Origin of the sequence: Pedobacter sp. WC2423 (assembly GCF_040822065.1) — a bacterium.
Lineage (GTDB): Bacteria > Bacteroidota > Bacteroidia > Sphingobacteriales > Sphingobacteriaceae > Pedobacter.
The window spans coordinates 938,888-958,738 of record NZ_CP162005.1 but is presented as its reverse complement, the minus strand read 5'-3'; the positions used below and the strand labels follow the sequence as shown (position 1 = coordinate 958,738).

Genomic DNA, 19,851 nt, shown 5'->3' with positions numbered 1-19,851 from the left:
CATACGTTTAGCTTTTGGCATCAAACGGATATTAACCTTAAATACATGTTTAAACTAGACCTTAAAATAGCTTTACGCAGCCTTTGGAAAAACAAAGGATACACCTTAATTAATGTAGGAGGCCTGGCCATCGGACTGGCAAGTTGTATGATATTACTACTCTATGTGGCCTATGAGTGGAGTTACGACCGGCAGTTCACTAATTTTGATAAAACCTACATTATCTACAACAATTCCAAAGCCAGCACACAAACCTTTAGCTGGGCATGGACACCAGGCGCCATGGCAGATGAAGTAAGGAATAAAATATCAGGCGTAGCCTATTCCTCCCACTCCACTTACCCGGCCGAACAGCTACTGAGTAATGGAGAAAAGAATTTCAAAAAGAAAGCTGTTTATACAGATCCGTCATTCCTGAAAATATTCGATTATAAAATCATTAAAGGAAACTCTAATAGACTTTTAACCAATATCAACACCGTTATTTTAACCCAGACCATGGCCAGAAACCTCTTTGGCGATGAAGACCCCATCAATAAAATTGTGAAACTGCAAAATACCGAGGTCTTAAAAGTCGAAGCAGTCATCGAAGATGTACCTAAAAACAGTACCATCCAATTCGACTATCTCATGCCATACGCACTATTTGTAAAACAAAACCCATGGTCAAAAGAAATCAACTGGGGGAACAATATGTGTTTGACTGTAGTCCAGCTTAAAAGCAATACTTTTTTTGATAAAGCCAATGGTCAGATCAGGGACATTTTTAAAAACAATAGCAAAGACGCTACGAATACCGGACTGATGCACCCTTTAACCAAATGGCATTTATACGACACCTTTGAGAATGGAAAATCAGTTGGAGGAAAGATAGATCAGCTCAGGATATTTCTCATTCTGGCTTTCTGTATCCTGTTAATTGCCTGCGTAAACTTTATGAACCTCTCCACAGCCAAATCAGAGAAAAGAGCCCGGGAAGTCGGCGTTAGAAAAGCCATTGGCTCATCCAGAGGGGCCTTAATCGGACAGTTTATGCTAGAATCTATTTTACTCTCTTTTATAGCGATGCTGGTCGCGTTCACCTTAATGGAGATCAGCCTGCCCTATTTTAATGCCTTGTTAAACATTAAACTAATCATTAACTATCAGAACTGGATATTCTGGTCAGTGCTGTTTGGCCTTACTGCCTTTACAGGTTTCATTGCAGGGAGTTATCCGGCCTTTTACCTCTCCTCTTTTGAACCCGTTAAAGTATTAAAGGGCTTTAGTACCGCAGGCAGTTCATCTCTTTCTGTAAGAAAAGCCTTAGTTGTCTTTCAGTTCATATTTGCAGCCTGCTTAATTATCTGTACCATTGTTATTTATCAGCAACTCAATTACATTAAAAACAAATCAATAGGCTATGACAAAGCTGGTTTAGTAGAAATACCAATACAAGGAAACCTCTTTGGCAAAGAAAAACTGGCCTTACTCAAAGAAAGACTCCTCAAAACCGGAGCAGCTACCGGAGTCACTTATTTCAGCATGAGTATCAATCAAGGCGGAAACAATACTTTTAGTGTAGAATGGCCAGGTAAAAACCTTAAAGACGACGTGCTGTTCAATCACCGTGATGCCGGAGAAGATTTTGCCAAAACCCTGGGCTCTGGTATGGTCGAAGGAAGGGAATTTTCTTCCAGATTTACCGCCGACTCTACCAATATCGTTGTGAATCAAGCAGCCGTAAAAGTAATGGGATTGAAACATCCTATAGGTACGACCCTCAAAATTTTCGGTAAATTCCTTACTATTATAGGCGTAATGAAAGACTTTGTGATGGAATCTCCCTATAAAAATGCTGCGCCCATGTTTATCACCAATCGGATTGCAGGCGTTACCCATGCAATTATCAGACTAAACCCTGCACAAAGCATCAGTAATTCAGTAGCACAAATTGATGAAGTCGTTAAAGCCTTAAATCCAAATTTCCCGGTAGACCGGAAGTTTGTAGATGAAAGTTTTCAGCAGAAATTCCAGGATGAGCGTTTACTAGGGATTTTATCCAACTGGTTTGGTGGTTTTGCCATCTTTATTTCCTGCCTCGGTTTACTCGGGCTTGCGCTATTTATGGCAGAACAGCGAAAAAAAGAAATCAGTATACGCAAAGTACTCGGCGCAAGTACACTGAACATCTTAACCCTGCTCAACAAAGACTTTATTAAACTGGTTGCCATTGCGAACCTGATCGCATTTCCCCTCGCCTACATCATTATCAGCAAATGGCTATCAGCCTTTGAATTTAATGTAGGCATTACACTTTTACCTTTTGCCATAGCCACAGGCATATCCCTGATCATTGCCATTCTAACCGTCAGTGTACAATCTGTTAAAGTTGCAAAAGCTACCCCCATAGATTCCTTAAAACACGAATAACCAAATTTAAAGCATAAAAAAACGCCTCACGAAATAATCGTGAGGCGTTTTCTATTTATAAGATGATCAACTAAGCAGGCTTAGTCTCTGCACCTTCTGGTTTCGGTGGACGAGGCAATAAAGCTTTTCTTGAAAGTTTCATTTTACCTTGTTTATCGATATCTAACAATTTAACCTGGATTTTGTCACCTTCTTTAAGCACACCATCCATAGTTTCTAAACGTTCCCAAGCGATCTCAGAAATGTGAAGTAAACCATCTTTACCCGGCATAATCTCAACGAAAGCACCAAACGGCATGATAGATTTTACTTTACCATCATAAGTAGCACCTATGTCTGGTTTAGCAGCGATTGCATTAATACGTTTAACAGCAGCATCAATTGCAGCTTTATTATCCGCGAAGATTTCAACGATACCTTTGTTACCCACCTCTTCGATAGAGATAGATGCGCCAGTTTCACGTTGCATTTCCTGAATAATTTTACCGCCCGGGCCAATTACAGCACCTATGAATTCCTTGTCAATACTTAAAGAAACGATACGGGGAGCATGGTCCTTGTAATCTTCACGTGGAGCAGAGATAGTTTTAGCCATCTCATTTAAGATATGTAAACGAGCCTCATTAGCTTGTTTCAGGGCAGCAGTTAAAACTTCCCATTTCAAACCATTGATTTTTAAGTCCATTTGACAAGCAACGATACCTTTTTCAGTACCAGTAACCTTGAAGTCCATATCACCTAAATGATCTTCATCACCAAGAATGTCGGTAAGGATTGCATATTTACCAGTTTTCTCATCAGTAATTAATCCCATTGCAATACCCGAAACCGGAGCTTTGATTTTAATACCCGCATCCATTAATGCTAATGTACCAGCACAAACAGTTGCCATTGAAGAAGAACCATTAGACTCAAGAATATCAGAAACGATACGGATTGTATATGGGTTTTCTTCTAAACCTGGTAATACTTTTCTTAAAGAACGCATAGCCAGATGACCATGACCGATTTCACGACGGCCAGCACCTCTGTTCGGGCGAACTTCACCTGTAGAGAAACCTGGGAAATTGTAGTGCAATAAGAATTTGTTGTATCCATTAACGAAAGCACCATCAATCATTTGCTCATCATCTTTAGAACCTAAAGTAACCGTAGTTAATGATTGCGTTTCGCCACGTGTAAATACTGCCGAACCGTGAGCAGAAGGCAAGTAACTTACCTCACTCCAGATAGGGCGTACCGTACGTACATCACGACCATCTAAACGCATACCTTCATCTAAAACAAGGTTACGGATAGCATCATATTGTACATCATGGAAATATTTTTTAGCTAAGAAAGCAGTAACTGCATCAACCTCTTCACCAAGCGTGGCTACGAAAGCTGCTGAAATCTCAGCAAATTTCTCTGTACGCTCACCTTTAGAAGTCTGGCTTTTAGCTACAGCATAAACCTGGTCATAAGTAGCCGCATAAACCTGCTCCTTTAATTCCGGGTTGCTATCTTCATGTGAATACTCACGTTTTTTAGTTTTACCTACCGCTTCAGCTAATTCTTTTTGAACTTTAACCTGAACAACGATCGCTTTATGTGCGAATTCGATAGCTTCAACCATTTCTTCTTCAGAAATTTCATCAGCTTCACCTTCAACCATGACGATGTCATTTTCAGTACCAGCTACCAGGAATTCTAAAGTAGCACGTTCTAAATCACTAACATAAGGATTGATCACTAATTGACCATCAATTTTAGCCACACGAACTTCAGAGATTGGTCCGTTAAAAGGAATATCAGAAACAGCGATGGCAGCTGAAGCAGCTAAACCAGCCAATGAATCTGGCATTATATTTTTATCAGAAGATATCAATGTGATCATTACCTGAGTATCAGAGTGATAATCTTCAGGGAACATCGGGCGTAAAGCACGGTCAACCAAACGTGAGATTAAAACCTCATAATCTGATAATCTGGCCTCACGACGTAAGAAACCACCTGGAATACGACCAGCAGCCGCATATTTTTCCTGGTAATCTACAGATAAAGGTAAAAAGTCAACACCAGCCTTAGCACCTACTGAAGAAACTACAGTCGCTAATAACATAGTGTCACCCATTCTTACCACAACGGATCCATCAGCCTGTTTAGCTAATTTTCCTGTTTCAATTTCGATGGTTCTTCCATCTCCAAGATCGAACGATTTTTTTATTACATTCATTTACAAATTGTTGCGGTGTGTTTTCCTCTTTCGACACACCAGATTTATATATTATATTTTTATATTTCAATTAAAAAAGCCATCCCTAAGAATGGCTTTTCTTGATATTTTAACGCTTATTTGCTATCTCTTGTCGAACCTAATGGTTTGATAATATCTCTTAAACCTAAAGATTTAATGATAGCACGGTAACGATTGATATCTTTTTTAAACAGGTAAGCCAGAATACCACGGCGTTTACCTACTAATTTTTGAAGAGACAACTGTGTAGAAAAATCCTTACGGTTTTTCTTTAAGTGTCCTGTTAAGTGCGCGATACGGTAAGTGAATAACGCTACTTGTCCTTCAGCAGATCCTGTGTTAGTTTCTACTTCGCCGTGTGTTTTGAAAATGTCGGCTTTTACTTCTTTACTTAAATACATTGCTTGAATTATACTAAAGTGTATATTGATTAATTAATTACGCGCAAAGATAGTGTAAGTTTTCAGGATAAACACGTATACTCATAAAATATTTCAATAACAGGCCCTCAAACTTTACTTTTGCAAGATGGAAAAGACTGAATATAGTATATTTGAGACAGCGCTCAAAGTAAGACCCGATGATATAGACATGTTTAACCATGTACACAACAGTAAATACTTTGACTACGTATTGGCTGCCCGTTACGATCAGATGGAGAAATTCTATAAAATGCCGATGGAAGACTTCCTGAAAAGCGGTTTCGGATGGGTGGTCAGAACCGCTCATGTAGACTATAAAAGACCGTTAATTTTGGGTGATCAGCTTAAAATAAGAACAGGAATCCTGACCATTAATGAAAAAGGGTGCCGTGTACAATTTGAAATAGAAAACGAACGTACAGGAAAAATAGCCTCAGACGGATGGTTTGACTACGTATTAATTGATACCACTACAGGCAAAGGATGTAAAGTAAGCGATGACATGATCAGCGCCTATTCAGTATAAAACAGATAAATTACATGACCACACAACAAAACAGCTCAACCAGCCAGACCACTAAAATCTTTGACTTACTCAAACAAGCCGTTCAGGGAAAAGAATTAGACTTTACTCAGGGCAGTATGCGCAGAGCTGTTTTGCTGCTTGCCATACCGATGATGCTCGAAATGATCATGGAATCGGTATTTGCACTAGTTGACCTTTACTTTGTAGGCCACCTGCACAACAGCAGTGAAGCCATTCAGACCGTTGGTTTAACAGAATCAGTGCTGACAATCATCTATTCGCTTGCCGTTGGAATGAGTATGGCCGCTACCGCAGTAGTAGCCCGGAGGATCGGAGAAAAAGATCCCGTTGCCGCTGCAAAAGCAGGGATGCAAGCTATTCTGGTCGCTGTTGCCTTCAACCTTATATTAAGTATAGCCGGGTTTATTTACGCCCGTGAAATTCTGACGCTGATGGGAGCTTCGGCAAACACAGTAACCACAGGCACTCCCTTTATCCAGATTATGATGTGCGGCAGCACAATTATTGTCCTGCTATTTTTGATTAACGGAATTTTCAGAGGTGCCGGAAATGCAGCTATTGCCATGAAAAGCTTATGGGTAGCCAATGTGGCCAATATCATTTTATGCCCTATACTCATTAACGGCTTTGGCCCTATTCCCGCTTTTGGATTAACCGGCGCAGCTATAGCCACCACCATAGGCAGAGGACTGGGCGTTTGTTACCAGGTATATCAACTCGTTAAAGGAAACGGTCAGTTAAAAATAAAACTGGCCTACTTTACCCCTCACCTTAAACAAATTATCGCCCTGTTGAAAATTGCCGTTCCCGCTATCTTTCAATTCGTTATTGCTTCCTGCAGCTGGATTTTTCTTGCGCAACTTGTAGCTACAACCGGTGGCGATCATGGTTCAGCCGGTTACCAGACCGCATTGAGGCTAATGATGTTCTTCATGCTGCCTGCCTGGGGCTTAAGCGGCGCAGCAGCAACTCTGGTCGGACAAAACCTTGGCGCAAAAAACCTGAAACGTGCCGAAGACTCGGTATGGCAAACCACTAAATACATCCTGATTTATATGGGAATAGCCATGGTGCTCTGCCTTTTAGCCGGACACTATTTCATCTCCTTCTTTACAGACGATATACTTATTCAGCAAGTTGCTTCCAGAGGATTGAATATAATGAGTGCAGGCTTTTTATTTTATGGCGTAGGGATGGTGATGACCAGTACCTTTAACGGTGCAGGAGATACCACAACTCCAACCCTCATTAACTTCTTCGGCTTCTGGTTATTCCAGATTCCACTCGCATTTATCTTAGCCAAACATTTCAATATGGGGCCTGATGGTGTATTTATAGCTATTCCGGTTGCAGAAACAGGAATTGCCATTGCAGGATATCTCTTATTTAAAAAAGGCAGCTGGAAAACCAAGCAGGTTTAATAACCTGCTTATTCACAGCATAGTACAACTATACTATTCATGACCATTCAATTCCTTACTCCCGGCCGTTTAACTCCTTAATAATATTCCGGTAAAACCGCTGCAGCAGTGAACTTTCTTCCGTGATAATTTCGGCATTGCCCAACATGCCGTTTTTGAGCGCTATTTTGTGCAGCTTGTCTTTATTTTCAAAAGTCTTGAAACCAACCTTGGCAATAAAAACACTGTCTTTGAATGCTACATCCGAAATATAATTGATATTCCCCCTGATCATCCCAAACTGCTCATAAGGATAACTATGCATCTTAATTAAAGTACGCTGTCCAATACGTATTTTTCCCATGTTATTCTGCGGGATCTGTATCTCACCAAAAAAATCAGTATTTCCGGGATTAATTACAAATAACTCCTGATTTAACGCGACACTTTGATTCTGCTGAATCACACCCGCATAACCCAGCGTACCAGAAACCGGTGCCAGCACTACATACTGATTGATCCAGATCTCTGTTTCACTGATTACACTATTCGTGGTCTGTAAAAATTTGGCCCGCTGTTCCGCAATTGTATTCTCCAGATCCAGTATTTCCTTTTCTTTAGCCGCATAAGCTACCGTATTATTTAATAAAGCTGTTTCAGTTTGCTGTAAAGGATACTTTCCTGCTAAATATTTATTTTCCTGCTCTTGAAACTCATTTTTCGAAATCACATTTTTAGCCATTAACTTCTGATAAGAAAAGTACTGCTGCTCAATATTCGCATATTCCTTTTGCTGTATTTTCTGCTGCGTTACAATCTGACTTTTAAGCGCTTGAATAGCCTGAAGATCCTTTTCCAGGTAAATACGTTTTTCCTGGTAGTAACCACCCTTTTGAGTAGAAAGATACTGTACATATTCCTGGTAAAAATTCTGATAAGCAGCCTGCAATTCACCCAGATTACTATTTGGAGATAACAAAGACAAACTCAAAGGTTTGGCACTTAAAACCATTTCACGCAGTAATTTAAGTTGCGCCGAAAGCTTAAGTACATCCCGGTGCGAACCCGTACTTTCCAAAAACGCAAGCGGCGCACCTAACTCCACCCTTTTATTTTCAGGCCATAACAACTCCGTCAATTTACCCGCACGTTTGGCATAAACAGGCTTAGGCGCATTTAATGAATTAATTTTCAGGCTCGTGCTAATTACATCCGGATACCGGATAAAAGCAGCAAGCAGAATTATACTTAAAATAACCAAAAAGACTACCGTAATCCCACGGCGAAGTATCCATGACGGTACCGCTGTGATAATTTCATTCACCTCTTCACTATGATTCTGTTGATATATAGATTCTTCCGGCATTTTTATAAAACGTAAATTGGTCCTTTAATTTCCAAGTTCAAGCTGGTTTTTGACCAGCTGATAATATTCACCCTTCAGCGCTGTCAATTCAGCATGTGTTCCCTCTTCCAAAATCCTTCCCTTATCAATCACCACTATATTGTCTGCATTTTTAACCGTACTTAAACGATGCGCAACAACCACTACCGTACGTCCTTTAAAAAAGCTTTCCAGATTATCCATGATCACAGATTCGTTTCTCGCATCAAGCGCATTGGTCGCCTCATCAAAAAACAGATAACGCGGATCCTTATAAACAGCCCTGGCAATTAATATACGCTGTTTCTGCCCCTGGCTTATCCCGTTTCCTTCAGAACCGATTTTGGTGTTCAGCCCTAAAGGCAGGCTTTTTATAAAATCAGTAATATTAGCCACCTTTAACGCCTGCTGAAGCTTAGCATGGTCAGGATACTGATCACCAACGGCAATGTTCCGGGCTATAGAATCAGAAAAGATAAAACCATCCTGCGTGACCGCACCACACTGGTTACGCCAAAAACTAAACCCCATCTGGCTGAGATGTGTACTGCCCACATAAATATCCCCGCGCTGAACTTCATAAAAGCGAAGTAACAATTTGAGAATAGTCGTTTTTCCGCTCCCACTCATCCCTACTATCGCCGTAGTTTTACCCATTGGGATATTCAGGCTGATCGCAGACAATACCGGCTCATTACCAGCTCCGGGATAAGTAAAATCCACATTCTTCAGCATAATGCTATGATCTTCCGGCAAATCCATCACAAAGGTCTGACCAGCCGGCTCCTCATCCTCCATCTCCCGGATCTCATTTAATCTTTCCAGAGAAATTTTAGCATCCTGCAATTGCTGTAAGAAACCAATCATCTGTTCAATCGGGCTGTTCAGCTGTCCGATGATGTATTGAATAGCCATCATAGCACCAAGCGTCAGCTGCCCTTCTATCACCAGTTTGGCTACCAGAAAAGTAATCAGAATATTTTTTCCTTCATTGATAAAAAATGCGCCCACCTGCTGATACTGACCAAGCGCAAGACTTTTCACATTAAAACGGAACAACCTTGACTGTATCCGCTCCCACTCCCAGCGTTTGTCCTGCTCACAATTGTTCAGCTTAATTTCCTGCATCCCATTGATCAGCTGTACCACTGTACTCTGGTTTTTAGAAGAAATATCAAAACGCTTAAAATCAAGTTCACGTCTTTTCTTTAAAAAGATCGTAACCCAGCCCGTATATAAAGCCGTACTCATTGCGAAAACAGTAAAAACAGTCAGGTTATAATAAGCCAGTACAACAGAAAACACGACCAGGTTGAACATCGAAAAAATGATGCTCAATGTAGGGCCGGTCAGAAAAGTTTCAATACGCTTCTGGTCATCCATACGCTGCAAAATATCACCAGTCATCTTCGTATCAAAAAAAGACATCGGGAGCTTCATCAGCTTGATCAGAAAATCAGTTAAAATAGAAATATTGATCCGGGTACTGATATGCAGTAAAATCCATGCCCGTATAAAGTCCACGCTCATCCGCCCGATAAAAAGCATAATCTGGGCAATCAGAATGATATAGATAAAATTAAGATTCCGTGTATTAATCCCAACATCCACAACAGATTGCGTTAAAAAAGGAAGAATAATCTGGAGCACGCTCCCTACCAGCAAGCCAGCAAAAAGTTGTCCGATTAGCTGCTTGTACCGGTAAAAATACTTCAGCAGGTAACGGATGTCCATTCCATCTTTCTGATCCTCTTCCACCGTATAAAAATCAGGCGTTGGCGATATAATTAAAGCCACCCCTTCAACGGCCCCCTCATTAAACGAGCTCAGCCAATGGGGTAAAAACTCCTTCTCCTCATACCCGATCAGACCCTTTGCCGGATCTGCGACCATAAAGCGTTCTTTTTTGATTTGATAAAGCACTACAAAATGCTCCTGATCCCAATGCAGAATAGCAGGGAGATCTATTTGCTTTAATACCTCTAAAGATAACCGGGCACCAGTAGTACGAAAACCTATCTTCTCGGCAGCATTGCTGATACCTAACAGAGAAACACCTTCACGGTTAATGCCAGAAACAGCACGCAGGCGCTGCAAACTAATATTTTTACCGAAATATTTAGCGATCATCCGGAGGCAGGTTGGCCCGCAATCCATCTGATCAAACTGCTTATAGAAAGTGAATTTTTTCAATATTTTATTACCTAACAACACCCTGCAATTATCACAATAAGTTAATTCAGATAAACATCAATTAAAAATCAACTGTTTATTACCCAAATCATAACTCATTTTTTAAATATGCGAAATTCTTACCACATGAAGCAACTATCTTTAAAAGATAGTTTCAATAATTGGAATAAAACCTGAAGAAATATGTAATGCCGGAAAGGATAAAAGGATATTTACAATTAACAGTCCCTGCTTAGACCACAGGAACTGTTGATATGTTTTTATAACAGGAACTAATGATATGCTGTTATCATCAGCTGCCGGAAATTAAGCAGGCTTAATGACATTTTTAGGCTCATCACCACTGCCAGGAATATAACCCAGCCCTGGCGTTAACCAATGTAAAAGCATTACCCTCGAGTAGCGGTAATTGAACGGAGAACAGATAAATACTGTTAAGAGCAGGATACCCACATAGTACCACAGGTTATCATAAACAAGCGCTAAACCAAAAACATAAGTAGCTACACTTGCACTAATCATTTCTGCTACATTCATAGCATAGCTAATAAACATCGATACATAGAAAAATCCAGGCTCTCTTTCGAAACGCAGATTACAATGCGGGCAAAACTCATTAGTGATCTGTCCTTTGAACGAAAAAGAATACATTTTACCAGTAAAGATGTTACCCTGTCTGCAACGAGGACACTTACATTGGATAACAGCTTCTAATTTTGTAATAGGGACCATAACGTTAATTTTAATCGTAATAATTAATCAGACAAATCTAACCATTATAAAATATCCATTTTATGATCTGCATCATATCCTGTTTTAACAATCTTTCCGCGAATTAGTTTAAGCGCTCCGCCAGCCGCCAGTTTTTTTATCGTTCTGATTACCGTTTCCACTCTCAAACCACTCATATCGGCCAGCGTTTGCCTGGTAATGTTCAATACAGCACCCTCATCAAGATCCTGACACAGGTAATTGATCAGCGTAGACAGGCGGTGTTCTGCCTGTTCATTGGCCAGTTCTTCCAGCATCATAGATTTGTAAAATAACCTTTTACTCATCGTCATGATCAAATCCATACTAAAATCGCTGTTTTCTTTGATCATTTTCAGAAAAGCCTGCCTGTCCAGCTGAATAACTTCCGTATCCCGGGATGCAATTGTATAAGCCAGATACGGACGGTCCAGCAACACCGCAGGTTCTCCAAAAAGTTGCTTTGACTTGAAAACACCCTGTATAAACTCCCTGCCATCCTGGTTAACCGTTGCCATCCGGACCTCCCCGCTTTTAATAAAGTAGGCATATTTAGGATGCTGTCCAGGCTCATAGATCACTTCCCCTTTTTTATAAAGGGTAGTCTTGAAATGATGCACTGTTAAATACTGAATATACATTTATAACCGCCTAACCAATAGTCTCTTTAATCAGTTTCGTGTAGAAATCATTCAGCTTCATGCCATGCGCAGCTACCTGCTGAGGAATAAAGCTCGTTACCGTTTGCCCCGGAATCGTATTGATCTCAATAAAGTAGAAATCACCCTCATCGCCCAGTAAAATAAAGTCAATTCTCACTACCCCTCTGCAATTCAGTTTCGCATAAACCGCTGTAGCAATTTCCTCTACCCTTTTACGGGTTTCCGGACGTATAGGTGCCGGCGTAGTTTCCACAGCAACACCCGGCGTGTATTTAGCCTCAAAATCAAAAAACTCTTTAGCCGTTTCTACTTCAGTAGCAGGCAGGACAGTAATTTTACCATCTAACTTTACTACACCTACCGTAAACTCGCGTCCTTCAATAAACTCTTCAATCAGTACTTGTTCATCCTCTTTAAAAGCCTTATCAATAGCCGTTTGCAAATCATACTGATTTTTCACTTTACTCATTCCAATACTGCTGCCACCATTGTTTGGTTTCACAAAATAAGGTAAGGTCAGTGAACTTTTAATATCAGCTAAATTATAAGGAGTATTTTTAAAAATCTGTGCAGACTTAGCCACAAATAAATTCGGAATATCCTGTACAATTGACTTGGTATACCCTTTATTCATCGTCACAGCCGAAGTCAGCGCATCACAAGTAGTATAAGGTAAATTCAGCATATCAAAATACCCCTGCAACTTACCATCCTCTCCCGGAGCCCCGTGAATCGCAATAAACACCCCGTCAAAAGTGATTTTTCTACCATTGTAAAGCACCGAAAAATCATTGCGGTCTACCTCTATTCTTACCGAATCTACAGGCTCATAAAACCAGCCCTGCTGCGTCAGCATGATTTTGTAAACATCAAACTTATCCGGATCCAGGTTATGGGATATCGTTGCGGCGCTTTTTACAGAAATTACCCTTTCACCTGTTGTACCACCAGTTATTAATGCTATTACTTTTTTCATAAAATATATTTCTTTAACAGCCGTTATGAAGCCTTTATGCTTTCAGATTTCATTCCGGATATTCCTGATTAATCAAATTAAACGATAAGATATGGGTCAAAAATATTAAAATAGTTTATTCAGATCTCATTTAAATTCCGATAAAATATATTTTTAGTCTAAATTTGAGCCAAATAACAGGCACACAAAATAAATAAATGGCAAAATTCATCTCCTACTTACAAACTAAATCATTCAGAAACAACCTTATCGCTGCCATCGCCACTGTGGCAATACTCTTGTTCATTGCTTTCTTCAGTCTGCGTTATTATACTAAACATGGCCAGGGATTAAATGTACCAGCCGTAAAAGGCATGGCTTTTAACCAGGCCGTATCAAAATTAGAAGCTTTAGGTTTACGTTACGAAGTAGACTCCGTATATATTATGGACTTGCCTCCCGGAACTGTAATTGACCAGGATCCAGAAGCAAATACATTTGTAAAAGACAACAGAACAATTTATCTCACTATCAATACCGCGCAGGCCCCGAACGTTAAATTTCCAGATATTCAATTCAAATCTTTTATCGAAGCACAGGCAATTATTGCCAGTTTTGGCTTAAAAGTTGGTGACACTGTTTATAAAGCAGATGTGAGCAGAGATGTCGTACTGGAAGTTTCCTTCGGCGGGTCGAGTATTAAACCAGGTGATGTGATCCCTAAAGGATCTAAAATAGATCTTTTATTAGGAGACGGCAGAGGAAACGAAGACGTAGAAATCCCTACACTTTTAGGCTTCACCAAAGACGAAGCAGCCTTCTCACTCAGAGGATCAAACCTTAAACTGGGCACAATAACTTACGAAGGAAATATTACCGACACTGCAAATGCCGTTATTACTGCACAAAGCCCGGCGCTTTCAGATACACTTTCAAAAGTTAAAATCGGAACCCCGGTAAACATTACCCTATCTAACAAGCAATAAGCGCATAAATCAGAATTCCAAATTCTATGACTACTGAAACAACCAAAGAAATTAAAAAGAGTACTAAATTTATATGGGCCGCCATCTTAATCCTGCTTGCTGTGGGTGCATTTTATGGCCTGAAAACATATAAAGTATACTTCGCCCCTAACATTTCGGGCAAAGAACCCTATCTGTATATCAAAACCGGTTCTACCATTGATGACTTATATAAAGAAATCAAAAATAAAGACCTGTTGCTTGACGTTGGAAGTTTCAGCCAGGCCGCAGCGAAGATGGATCTGGTACAACGCTTAAAACCAGGACGCTATAAATTAGCCAAAGGCATGAATAACCGCAGCCTGATCAACCTGATCAAAGCCGGTAACCAGGAGCCCGTAAAACTGAAATTCCATAACATCAGGAAAAAAGAAGAATTTGCAGCCTACCTTGCTAAAAGCCTGGAAGCAGACTCAGCAACCTTTATCAAAATATTGGATTCAGCAGCACTGGTAGAAAAATACGGCTTTACAGTTGACAACAGCTATACCATGTTCATCCCGAATACTTATGAGATGTACTGGAATACTACTCCTTTAGAATTCTTTGACAGAATGCAAAAGGAATATACTAAATTCTGGACAGCAGAACGCAAGCAAAAAGCTGCTGCACTAAACCTGACACCTCAGCAAGTTACGATCCTTGCTTCTATAGTTGACGGAGAAGCACTGTATGACAAAGAAATGCCATCTATTGCAGGATTATACCTTAACCGCTTAAACAAAGGGATTTTATTACAAGCAGACCCAACCGTAATTTTCGCTAACGGTGACTTTACCGTAAAAAGAGTAACAGGCCCATTATTACGCGTAGAATCAAAATATAACACTTATAAATACGCAGGTTTGCCTCCAGGCCCGATTATGATGCCAAGTATCAATGCAATTGATGCGGTATTAAACCACGAACACAATAACTATATTTATATGTGCGCTAAAGCAGATTTCTCAGGCTACCACGCCTTTGCAGAAACCAAAGCACAACACGAAATTAACGCAAAAGCATACAGAGCAGCTCTGGACAAACGTAATATTTTCAAATAGGCCTATGTACACGCACAGCACGAAGATCAGAGTAAGATACAGTGAAACCGACCAGATGGGATATGTTTACAACGGAAACTATGCCCAATACTATGAAGTTGGAAGAGTAGAAATGCTGCGCAGCCTGGGCATGACCTATGGCAAAATGGAAGAAACAGGGATCATGCTCCCACTGCTGGAACTTAAATCTAAATTTATCAAGCCAGCACTTTACGACCAGGAGATTACGATCAAAACTTACGTGAAGGAGCTTCCGGGCATCCGCATGTTATTTGATTACGAATTATTTAACGAAAAAGAAGAATTGATCAATATCGGAGCTACTACCTTAGTATTCTTCGATATGGTCAAGAAGAAACCGTGCCCCCCACCAGATTACTTTCTGGAAAGGATTGCACCATACTATGAATAAATGAATTGGGTACACAGACAACTTTTAAGGATTAGGCTATATTCTTTGTTTATAGACTGGACAAAAGTTTATGTACTGCCAGGATTTAGCCCTATCCCACTTTACACAGTGGCTGTCTTTTTTTTTAAGGAGCTCGGCAAAGACTCTTTAGTAAACAAAGCATCATCGCTCGCCTATACCTTTATGCTGGCGATTTTCCCAGGAATCATCTTCCTGTTTACACTGATCCCTTTTATCCCTAAACGAATAGGCTTTCAGGATCAGCTAATGGTTTTACTACAACTGATCCTTCCAGCACAAGCCTACAAAGCCTTTGAAGCTACCCTATCAGAGATCATTAAAATACAAAACGGAAAATTACTATCCTTCGGTATTATACTGTCCGTGTTTTTTGCCACCAATGGGATGCACAGCCTGATGAACGCCTTCAACAAGTCATCACTAGTCGTAGAAACCAGAACATGGCTTAAACAGCGGCTTATAGCTTTAGTATTGACCTTCGTTCTTGCCGTGTCGCTGATTATTACTATTGGTGCGATGACCCTTGGAGAAATTGCACTCAACTACATCAATAAAGGCCTGCACATTAAAGGACACTTTATCGCTTATATCATTGACATATCCAGATGGGCACTGCTTGGGATTCTGTATTTCGTGACCATATCTATCCTTTACCGGTACGGCCCCGCTAACACCAAGAAATGGAGATTCTTTAGCCCCGGTTCCTGGCTTGCCACCATTCTTGCCTTTTTAACCATCTGGGGATTTTCATTTTACATCAACCACTTTGGATCATACAATAAAGTATACGGCTCTATCGGTACACTAATTGTAATTATGATCTGGTTATACCTCAACTCTCTGATACTTTTGATCGGATTTGAGCTGAATGCCAGCATGGATCTGACAAAACGCAGCGTCAGAATCATCAAACAACCCTTTAATCTGTTCAAAAAAGGCAGTTAAAAGCGTATTAAATATTTTTTTCTACCTCAGCATTAACCAGTTATCAATTAATTGTTAAAAAATCAACACCATTGTTTGCAAAATCAAGCCGTATTTGTACTTTTGTCGCGGAGAGTTGGCAGAGTGGTCGATTGCGGCAGTCTTGAAAACTGTTGACTTGTCAAAGGGTCCGCGGGTTCGAATCCCCCACTCTCCGCTGTGAGGGGAGATCGTAAGATCTCCCCTTTTTTGTTCATACACAAGGTATCCTTTCTCTTTCATTAACACCGAATTACCAGTAAAAACCCCCATCATTGTAGGTGTTCGATAAATCCCATTTTGATAGTATAAGTTACTGTCGAACACCAGCTTCAAAAGTTCTCTCTTATCTAAAGTGTTTAAATGCGTGTAAACATAACCCATGTTACCAAGATGATCTAAGTACTTGTTTAAAATTTTAAAGGCTTTATTGTGATCTTGACTGAGCCTTTCTACAGCTGCCTTTAAATCATTTATATTCCGAATTATAAGATAAATGCCACCGATCATAGGTTTCTTTACTGATATCACTTCTTATCCACTTTTCCTCTAATGCAAATAGTTTTTCTTGTTCTGCTTCAAGTAATTGCTTTTTTGAGTTAACAGTCTTAGCATTGACAGCTATTTCATGTTCAATGGATTTTTGTGAACCGACACGAATTTCTTTTATCTGATTTTTAGAAAGACTCATTAATTCCCATGCACCTAACAGTTGGTCATGTGATTTAATTGCACTTATGTTATTGTGACCGGAAAATCGGCACTTATAGTAATAAAAATAATTTCCAAGCTTCCCTCTTGATGGTGCTCCAGTAAGTGGATTTCCACAATGGCATTTTAAAAGCCCTCTCAATGGTAATGAATCGTCAATGATTGTTTTATGAACTATAGGTTTCTTTAATTTACTCTGAACTAATCGCCAGGTAACGTCATCAATTAATGGCTCATGTAGGCCAGGAAATAATCCACCAGGGTATTCTTTAAAAGGAATAACATAAATCAAACCTGCATAAACAGGGTTTGACAATACTTTAGCCATAGCCACATTCCCCTTACGATCATAACCCATCTGACGTGCCAATTCTTGGATTTTTTTGAGTGGAACATCTTTAAGGAAAGAATCAAAAATAAATATAACTATCTTCGCCTCCTGTTCATCAATAACTAATTGACGTTCCTTATTCTCTCCCACTTTCCTATATCCAAATGGTGCTACTCTTGATAAGTATCGACCTTCGGTCTTAGCAGTATAAATTCCGCCACGAACTTTTATACTACGGTTGATATTATCTTCTTCTGCCAATAACAGCTGTAGTCCTGCTCTAAAAAAGCTTCCCGGTGTATCATAATCAAATGTAATACCCTCGGTTACACTTACAATTTGAATACCATATTTTTTTTGAAGCTCTTTTACCATACTAAGTGCTTCACCAGCAATCCGACTAAATCTATCAAACTGATCCACTACCAAATAATCTACTCGTTTATGATGCTTGACCACAAATTCCTGAAGTTTTATAAAATCTGGTCGATCAAAGTTTTTTGCCGTTTTTCCGTTATCAATAAAGCTATCAACAAGCTCAACGTCATGATTTTTTAGCCACTGATCAGTGTATATCTTTTGTCTTTCAATTGATCCATTACTTTGGCCAAGATTGCTAAAACGTAAATATCTAATTGCCTTTTTCATAAAATTCTTTTAATGTCAATTTTACAATCATTTTAATTATTAAATCTACTAACTTCCTTTCTTTTTCATCTATAATTTCTTCGTTAGAACCTACCTCTATGTCTTTTTCTTGCTTATTGAATTCCACCTCATCTTCCATCACATACCCCTTATTTAATAAATAAAGCCTTAAAAAAGGCTTTAAACTACATTTTAAAAAACACGAATTATTTTACTTAACTCAAATAAATTTTACTCTGGAGTTTTCAAACAACCATTAATTAAATAGACCTTACTTCCTTTATTCCTTTTAAAAGATGGTTCATACTTCAAATAGCCAAAATCGCTTAAATCTTTAATACTCTTTAGATAAGTCGCACTTGCTGATATTTTTGCTATCTGCATAATTTCGTGACTAAATACATACATAGGATTATTAGATCCGTGCTCTTTCCAATATTGTAATAACGCAGCAAAAACCCCGATATGCGTTATACTTATGCGTGGATCTGCTTTAATTGCAGCAAAGAAAGAAGATAATGGCTGTAAATTTTCCATCATAAGAGTTAATGGATGTCCGCTAACCAGCGGACATCTTAGTTTTCTTTTTTGCATTTCTCACAACCTTCAATGTCGGCTCTTTATGGCTCGCCTTTGCATCCGAAGAAACATTAGGCGATTCTGTTTGCTTACTCCCCATTTCTTCCTTAATCACGCTTTCAGTTGCTTTTATTGAAACAGCATCCTTCAAAGTGATTTTTTTATGATGCTCGTTATAAATAGTGAATGACTTTTGTCCTGGGTTAGCTTCAATATAGAAAGTCTCTTCTACCCCATTTTTCAAAAAAGTAACCTGCTCCCGATTACCGTTCAGGATACCATGTTCTAGTTTTGATAAAAGAGTGCGGGTCTTGTCTTTCAAAGGAAGATCATAAATTTGCCCTGCATAATCAAAATCAAGAGGAAATTCTTTAATTCTGAAATTTCCGGATACATCCTTGTCTGTAAAATCAAGCATACTCATACTTGATTGTTTCTGTCCATCAATAGAATACGTATGGGCAACAGCTCTACCATTTAATTGATTATAAGCACTTTTAGCCGTATAGGGTTTATTTTCATCCCATTTATAGCGTTGAGATAAAGCTTCCTTACCATCCAAAGTAATTTGAAATCCAAGAAATTGGAAATTACCTTCTTCATCTTTTTTAAATTCAGCCTTGTAACTAGTTTTTTCACCCGGTTTGAAGTATATGGTAGCAGAAACAGAAAACTCATCTTTACCTTGTTTTATCTGCTCTTCCAATTCACTGATACAGCTACCTAAACCAGCCTGAATAAGCTGCTTTTTAACATCTTTAAGGGAAGCTTCATTATTACCAGGAAAAGATTCTGATAAAGTTACTGGCGCCGAAAACACTTTGGGCTTAGAAAACACATCAAAAACCTTTTTCAAAAACCTAACTGTACTGCTGGGATATATGTCCCGTTCTAATTTAACTTTTTGTTCACCTAAGAAGCGCGCAGCGAGACGGTCGTTCGGATCTGGAGAATTTATATACTTAGCATGTACATATTCATAATACTCGAGTTTTTCTAATTGGAATGCTCTGCTTTCTAATGCTTTTGGATACTTTTTAAATGTTTCTTTAAACCACTCTTCTCTTTTATCCCACTCCCCCTGTTCAACCTCCACATGATTGATTGGCTTTTCATTTTTCATATTAACAGACTATTGATTAATTAATAAAACTAAA

The 19,851-nt window shown here is 39.3% G+C and carries 18 protein-coding genes and 1 tRNA gene; 8 read left to right on the top strand and 11 right to left on the bottom strand.

What is annotated here, in order from left to right; translation table 11 throughout:
• Nucleotides 1-45 precede the first annotated feature (45 nt).
• Entirely contained in the window at nt 46-2,412 is a 2,367-nt protein-coding gene (locus AB3G38_RS03600) for an ABC transporter permease (RefSeq protein ID WP_367867129.1), read from the top strand.
• Nucleotides 2,413-2,482: 70 nt separating this feature from the next.
• On the opposite strand, the gene pnp is transcribed toward AB3G38_RS03600, so the two are convergent.
• Together pnp and rpsO are read right to left on the bottom strand one after the other, a co-directional pair.
• Nucleotides 2,483-4,627 carry a polyribonucleotide nucleotidyltransferase gene (gene pnp, locus AB3G38_RS03595; protein ID WP_367867128.1) on the bottom strand — a complete coding sequence of 715 codons (2,145 nt, stop codon included), beginning with the start codon at nt 4,625-4,627 and terminating at the stop codon, nt 2,483-2,485.
• A 116-nt stretch (nt 4,628-4,743) separates the two neighbouring features.
• The gene (gene rpsO / locus AB3G38_RS03590; RefSeq protein WP_367867127.1) at nt 4,744-5,049 is read right to left on the bottom strand and encodes a 30S ribosomal protein S15; all 306 of its coding nucleotides are present in this window, start codon (nt 5,047-5,049) and stop codon (nt 4,744-4,746) included.
• A gap of 127 nt (nt 5,050-5,176) precedes the next feature.
• Here rpsO and AB3G38_RS03585 point away from each other — a divergent pair, with 127 nt between their 5' ends.
• A complete protein-coding gene (locus AB3G38_RS03585) occupies nt 5,177-5,596 on the top strand; it encodes an acyl-CoA thioesterase (RefSeq protein WP_367867126.1) in 420 nt (139 codons plus the stop codon).
• 14 nt (nt 5,597-5,610) lie between these two features.
• On the top strand, nt 5,611-7,038 hold the full coding sequence (locus AB3G38_RS03580; protein ID WP_367867125.1) for an MATE family efflux transporter: 1,428 nt from the start codon (nt 5,611-5,613) through the stop codon (nt 7,036-7,038).
• A gap of 55 nt (nt 7,039-7,093) precedes the next feature.
• On the opposite strand, the gene AB3G38_RS03575 is transcribed toward AB3G38_RS03580, so the two are convergent.
• From AB3G38_RS03575 to AB3G38_RS03555, 5 genes are all read right to left on the bottom strand, one after another.
• Nucleotides 7,094-8,383 (bottom strand): HlyD family secretion protein, encoded by a 1,290-nt coding sequence (locus AB3G38_RS03575; protein WP_367867124.1) that lies wholly within the window; start codon nt 8,381-8,383, stop codon nt 7,094-7,096.
• Nucleotides 8,384-8,407: 24 nt separating this feature from the next.
• On the bottom strand, nt 8,408-10,594 hold the full coding sequence (locus AB3G38_RS03570) for a peptidase domain-containing ABC transporter (RefSeq protein ID WP_367867123.1): 2,187 nt from the start codon (nt 10,592-10,594) through the stop codon (nt 8,408-8,410).
• Between the two features lie 306 nt (nt 10,595-10,900).
• Entirely contained in the window at nt 10,901-11,245 is a 345-nt protein-coding gene (locus AB3G38_RS03565) for a DUF983 domain-containing protein (RefSeq protein WP_367867122.1), read from the bottom strand.
• A 125-nt stretch (nt 11,246-11,370) separates the two neighbouring features.
• Entirely contained in the window at nt 11,371-11,985 is a 615-nt protein-coding gene (locus AB3G38_RS03560) for a Crp/Fnr family transcriptional regulator (RefSeq protein WP_367867121.1), read from the bottom strand.
• A gap of 10 nt (nt 11,986-11,995) precedes the next feature.
• A complete protein-coding gene (locus AB3G38_RS03555) occupies nt 11,996-12,982 on the bottom strand; it encodes a D-alanine--D-alanine ligase (protein WP_367867120.1) in 987 nt (328 codons plus the stop codon).
• 197 nt (nt 12,983-13,179) lie between these two features.
• Here AB3G38_RS03555 and AB3G38_RS03550 point away from each other — a divergent pair, with 197 nt between their 5' ends.
• The 5 genes from AB3G38_RS03550 (at nt 13,180) to AB3G38_RS03530 (ending at nt 16,603) form a co-directional block, all read left to right on the top strand.
• On the top strand, nt 13,180-13,947 hold the full coding sequence (locus tag AB3G38_RS03550) for a PASTA domain-containing protein (protein ID WP_367867119.1): 768 nt from the start codon (nt 13,180-13,182) through the stop codon (nt 13,945-13,947).
• Nucleotides 13,948-13,973: 26 nt separating this feature from the next.
• Entirely contained in the window at nt 13,974-15,029 is a 1,056-nt protein-coding gene (gene mltG / locus AB3G38_RS03545; protein ID WP_367867118.1) for an endolytic transglycosylase MltG, read from the top strand.
• 4 nt (nt 15,030-15,033) lie between these two features.
• The gene (locus tag AB3G38_RS03540) at nt 15,034-15,441 is read left to right on the top strand and encodes an acyl-CoA thioesterase (RefSeq protein WP_367867117.1); all 408 of its coding nucleotides are present in this window, start codon (nt 15,034-15,036) and stop codon (nt 15,439-15,441) included.
• A complete protein-coding gene (locus AB3G38_RS03535; protein ID WP_367867116.1) occupies nt 15,442-16,407 on the top strand; it encodes a YihY/virulence factor BrkB family protein in 966 nt (321 codons plus the stop codon). It begins immediately after the preceding gene.
• A 109-nt stretch (nt 16,408-16,516) separates the two neighbouring features.
• Nucleotides 16,517-16,603 (top strand) — tRNA-Ser (locus AB3G38_RS03530).
• Between the two features lie 291 nt (nt 16,604-16,894).
• On the opposite strand, the gene AB3G38_RS03525 is transcribed toward AB3G38_RS03530, so the two are convergent.
• The 4 genes from AB3G38_RS03525 to AB3G38_RS03510 all read right to left on the bottom strand — a co-directional run bounded on the left by AB3G38_RS03525 (nt 16,895) and on the right by AB3G38_RS03510 (nt 19,817).
• Complete coding sequence (locus AB3G38_RS03525) at nt 16,895-18,115, bottom strand: recombinase family protein (RefSeq protein ID WP_367867115.1); 1,221 nt, start codon at nt 18,113-18,115, stop codon at nt 16,895-16,897.
• The gene (locus tag AB3G38_RS03520) at nt 18,099-18,257 is read right to left on the bottom strand and encodes a hypothetical protein (RefSeq protein ID WP_367867114.1); all 159 of its coding nucleotides are present in this window, start codon (nt 18,255-18,257) and stop codon (nt 18,099-18,101) included. Before AB3G38_RS03520 ends, AB3G38_RS03525 begins: the two co-directional genes overlap by 17 nt.
• 89 nt (nt 18,258-18,346) lie before the next feature.
• The gene (locus tag AB3G38_RS03515) at nt 18,347-18,655 is read right to left on the bottom strand and encodes a hypothetical protein (protein ID WP_367867113.1); all 309 of its coding nucleotides are present in this window, start codon (nt 18,653-18,655) and stop codon (nt 18,347-18,349) included.
• 19 nt (nt 18,656-18,674) lie between these two features.
• The gene (locus tag AB3G38_RS03510) at nt 18,675-19,817 is read right to left on the bottom strand and encodes a hypothetical protein (RefSeq protein WP_367867112.1); all 1,143 of its coding nucleotides are present in this window, start codon (nt 19,815-19,817) and stop codon (nt 18,675-18,677) included.
• Between the last annotated feature and the right edge of the window lie 34 nt (nt 19,818-19,851).

What these genes read in the sequence shown, in the direction of transcription:
- AB3G38_RS03575 (WP_367867124.1), bottom strand. Translation starts at nt 8,383, where the DNA reads ATGCCGGAAGAATCTATATATCAACAGAATCATAGTGAAGAGGTGAAT.
- AB3G38_RS03555 (WP_367867120.1), bottom strand. Translation starts at nt 12,982, where the DNA reads ATGAAAAAAGTAATAGCATTAATAACTGGTGGTACAACAGGTGAAAGG.
- AB3G38_RS03560 (WP_367867121.1), bottom strand. Translation starts at nt 11,985, where the DNA reads ATGTATATTCAGTATTTAACAGTGCATCATTTCAAGACTACCCTTTAT.
- AB3G38_RS03580 (WP_367867125.1), top strand. Translation starts at nt 5,611, where the DNA reads ATGACCACACAACAAAACAGCTCAACCAGCCAGACCACTAAAATCTTT.
- AB3G38_RS03510 (WP_367867112.1), bottom strand. Translation starts at nt 19,817, where the DNA reads ATGAAAAATGAAAAGCCAATCAATCATGTGGAGGTTGAACAGGGGGAG.
- AB3G38_RS03565 (WP_367867122.1), bottom strand. Translation starts at nt 11,245, where the DNA reads ATGTATTCTTTTTCGTTCAAAGGACAGATCACTAATGAGTTTTGCCCG.
- AB3G38_RS03585 (WP_367867126.1), top strand. Translation starts at nt 5,177, where the DNA reads ATGGAAAAGACTGAATATAGTATATTTGAGACAGCGCTCAAAGTAAGA.
- AB3G38_RS03550 (WP_367867119.1), top strand. Translation starts at nt 13,180, where the DNA reads ATGGCAAAATTCATCTCCTACTTACAAACTAAATCATTCAGAAACAAC.
- mltG (WP_367867118.1), top strand. Translation starts at nt 13,974, where the DNA reads ATGACTACTGAAACAACCAAAGAAATTAAAAAGAGTACTAAATTTATA.
- rpsO (WP_367867127.1), bottom strand. Translation starts at nt 5,049, where the DNA reads ATGTATTTAAGTAAAGAAGTAAAAGCCGACATTTTCAAAACACACGGC.
- AB3G38_RS03515 (WP_367867113.1), bottom strand. Translation starts at nt 18,655, where the DNA reads ATGATGGAAAATTTACAGCCATTATCTTCTTTCTTTGCTGCAATTAAA.
- pnp (WP_367867128.1), bottom strand. Translation starts at nt 4,627, where the DNA reads ATGAATGTAATAAAAAAATCGTTCGATCTTGGAGATGGAAGAACCATC.
- AB3G38_RS03540 (WP_367867117.1), top strand. Translation starts at nt 15,034, where the DNA reads ATGTACACGCACAGCACGAAGATCAGAGTAAGATACAGTGAAACCGAC.
- AB3G38_RS03525 (WP_367867115.1), bottom strand. Translation starts at nt 18,115, where the DNA reads ATGAAAAAGGCAATTAGATATTTACGTTTTAGCAATCTTGGCCAAAGT.
- AB3G38_RS03535 (WP_367867116.1), top strand. Translation starts at nt 15,442, where the DNA reads ATGAATTGGGTACACAGACAACTTTTAAGGATTAGGCTATATTCTTTG.
- AB3G38_RS03600 (WP_367867129.1), top strand. Translation starts at nt 46, where the DNA reads ATGTTTAAACTAGACCTTAAAATAGCTTTACGCAGCCTTTGGAAAAAC.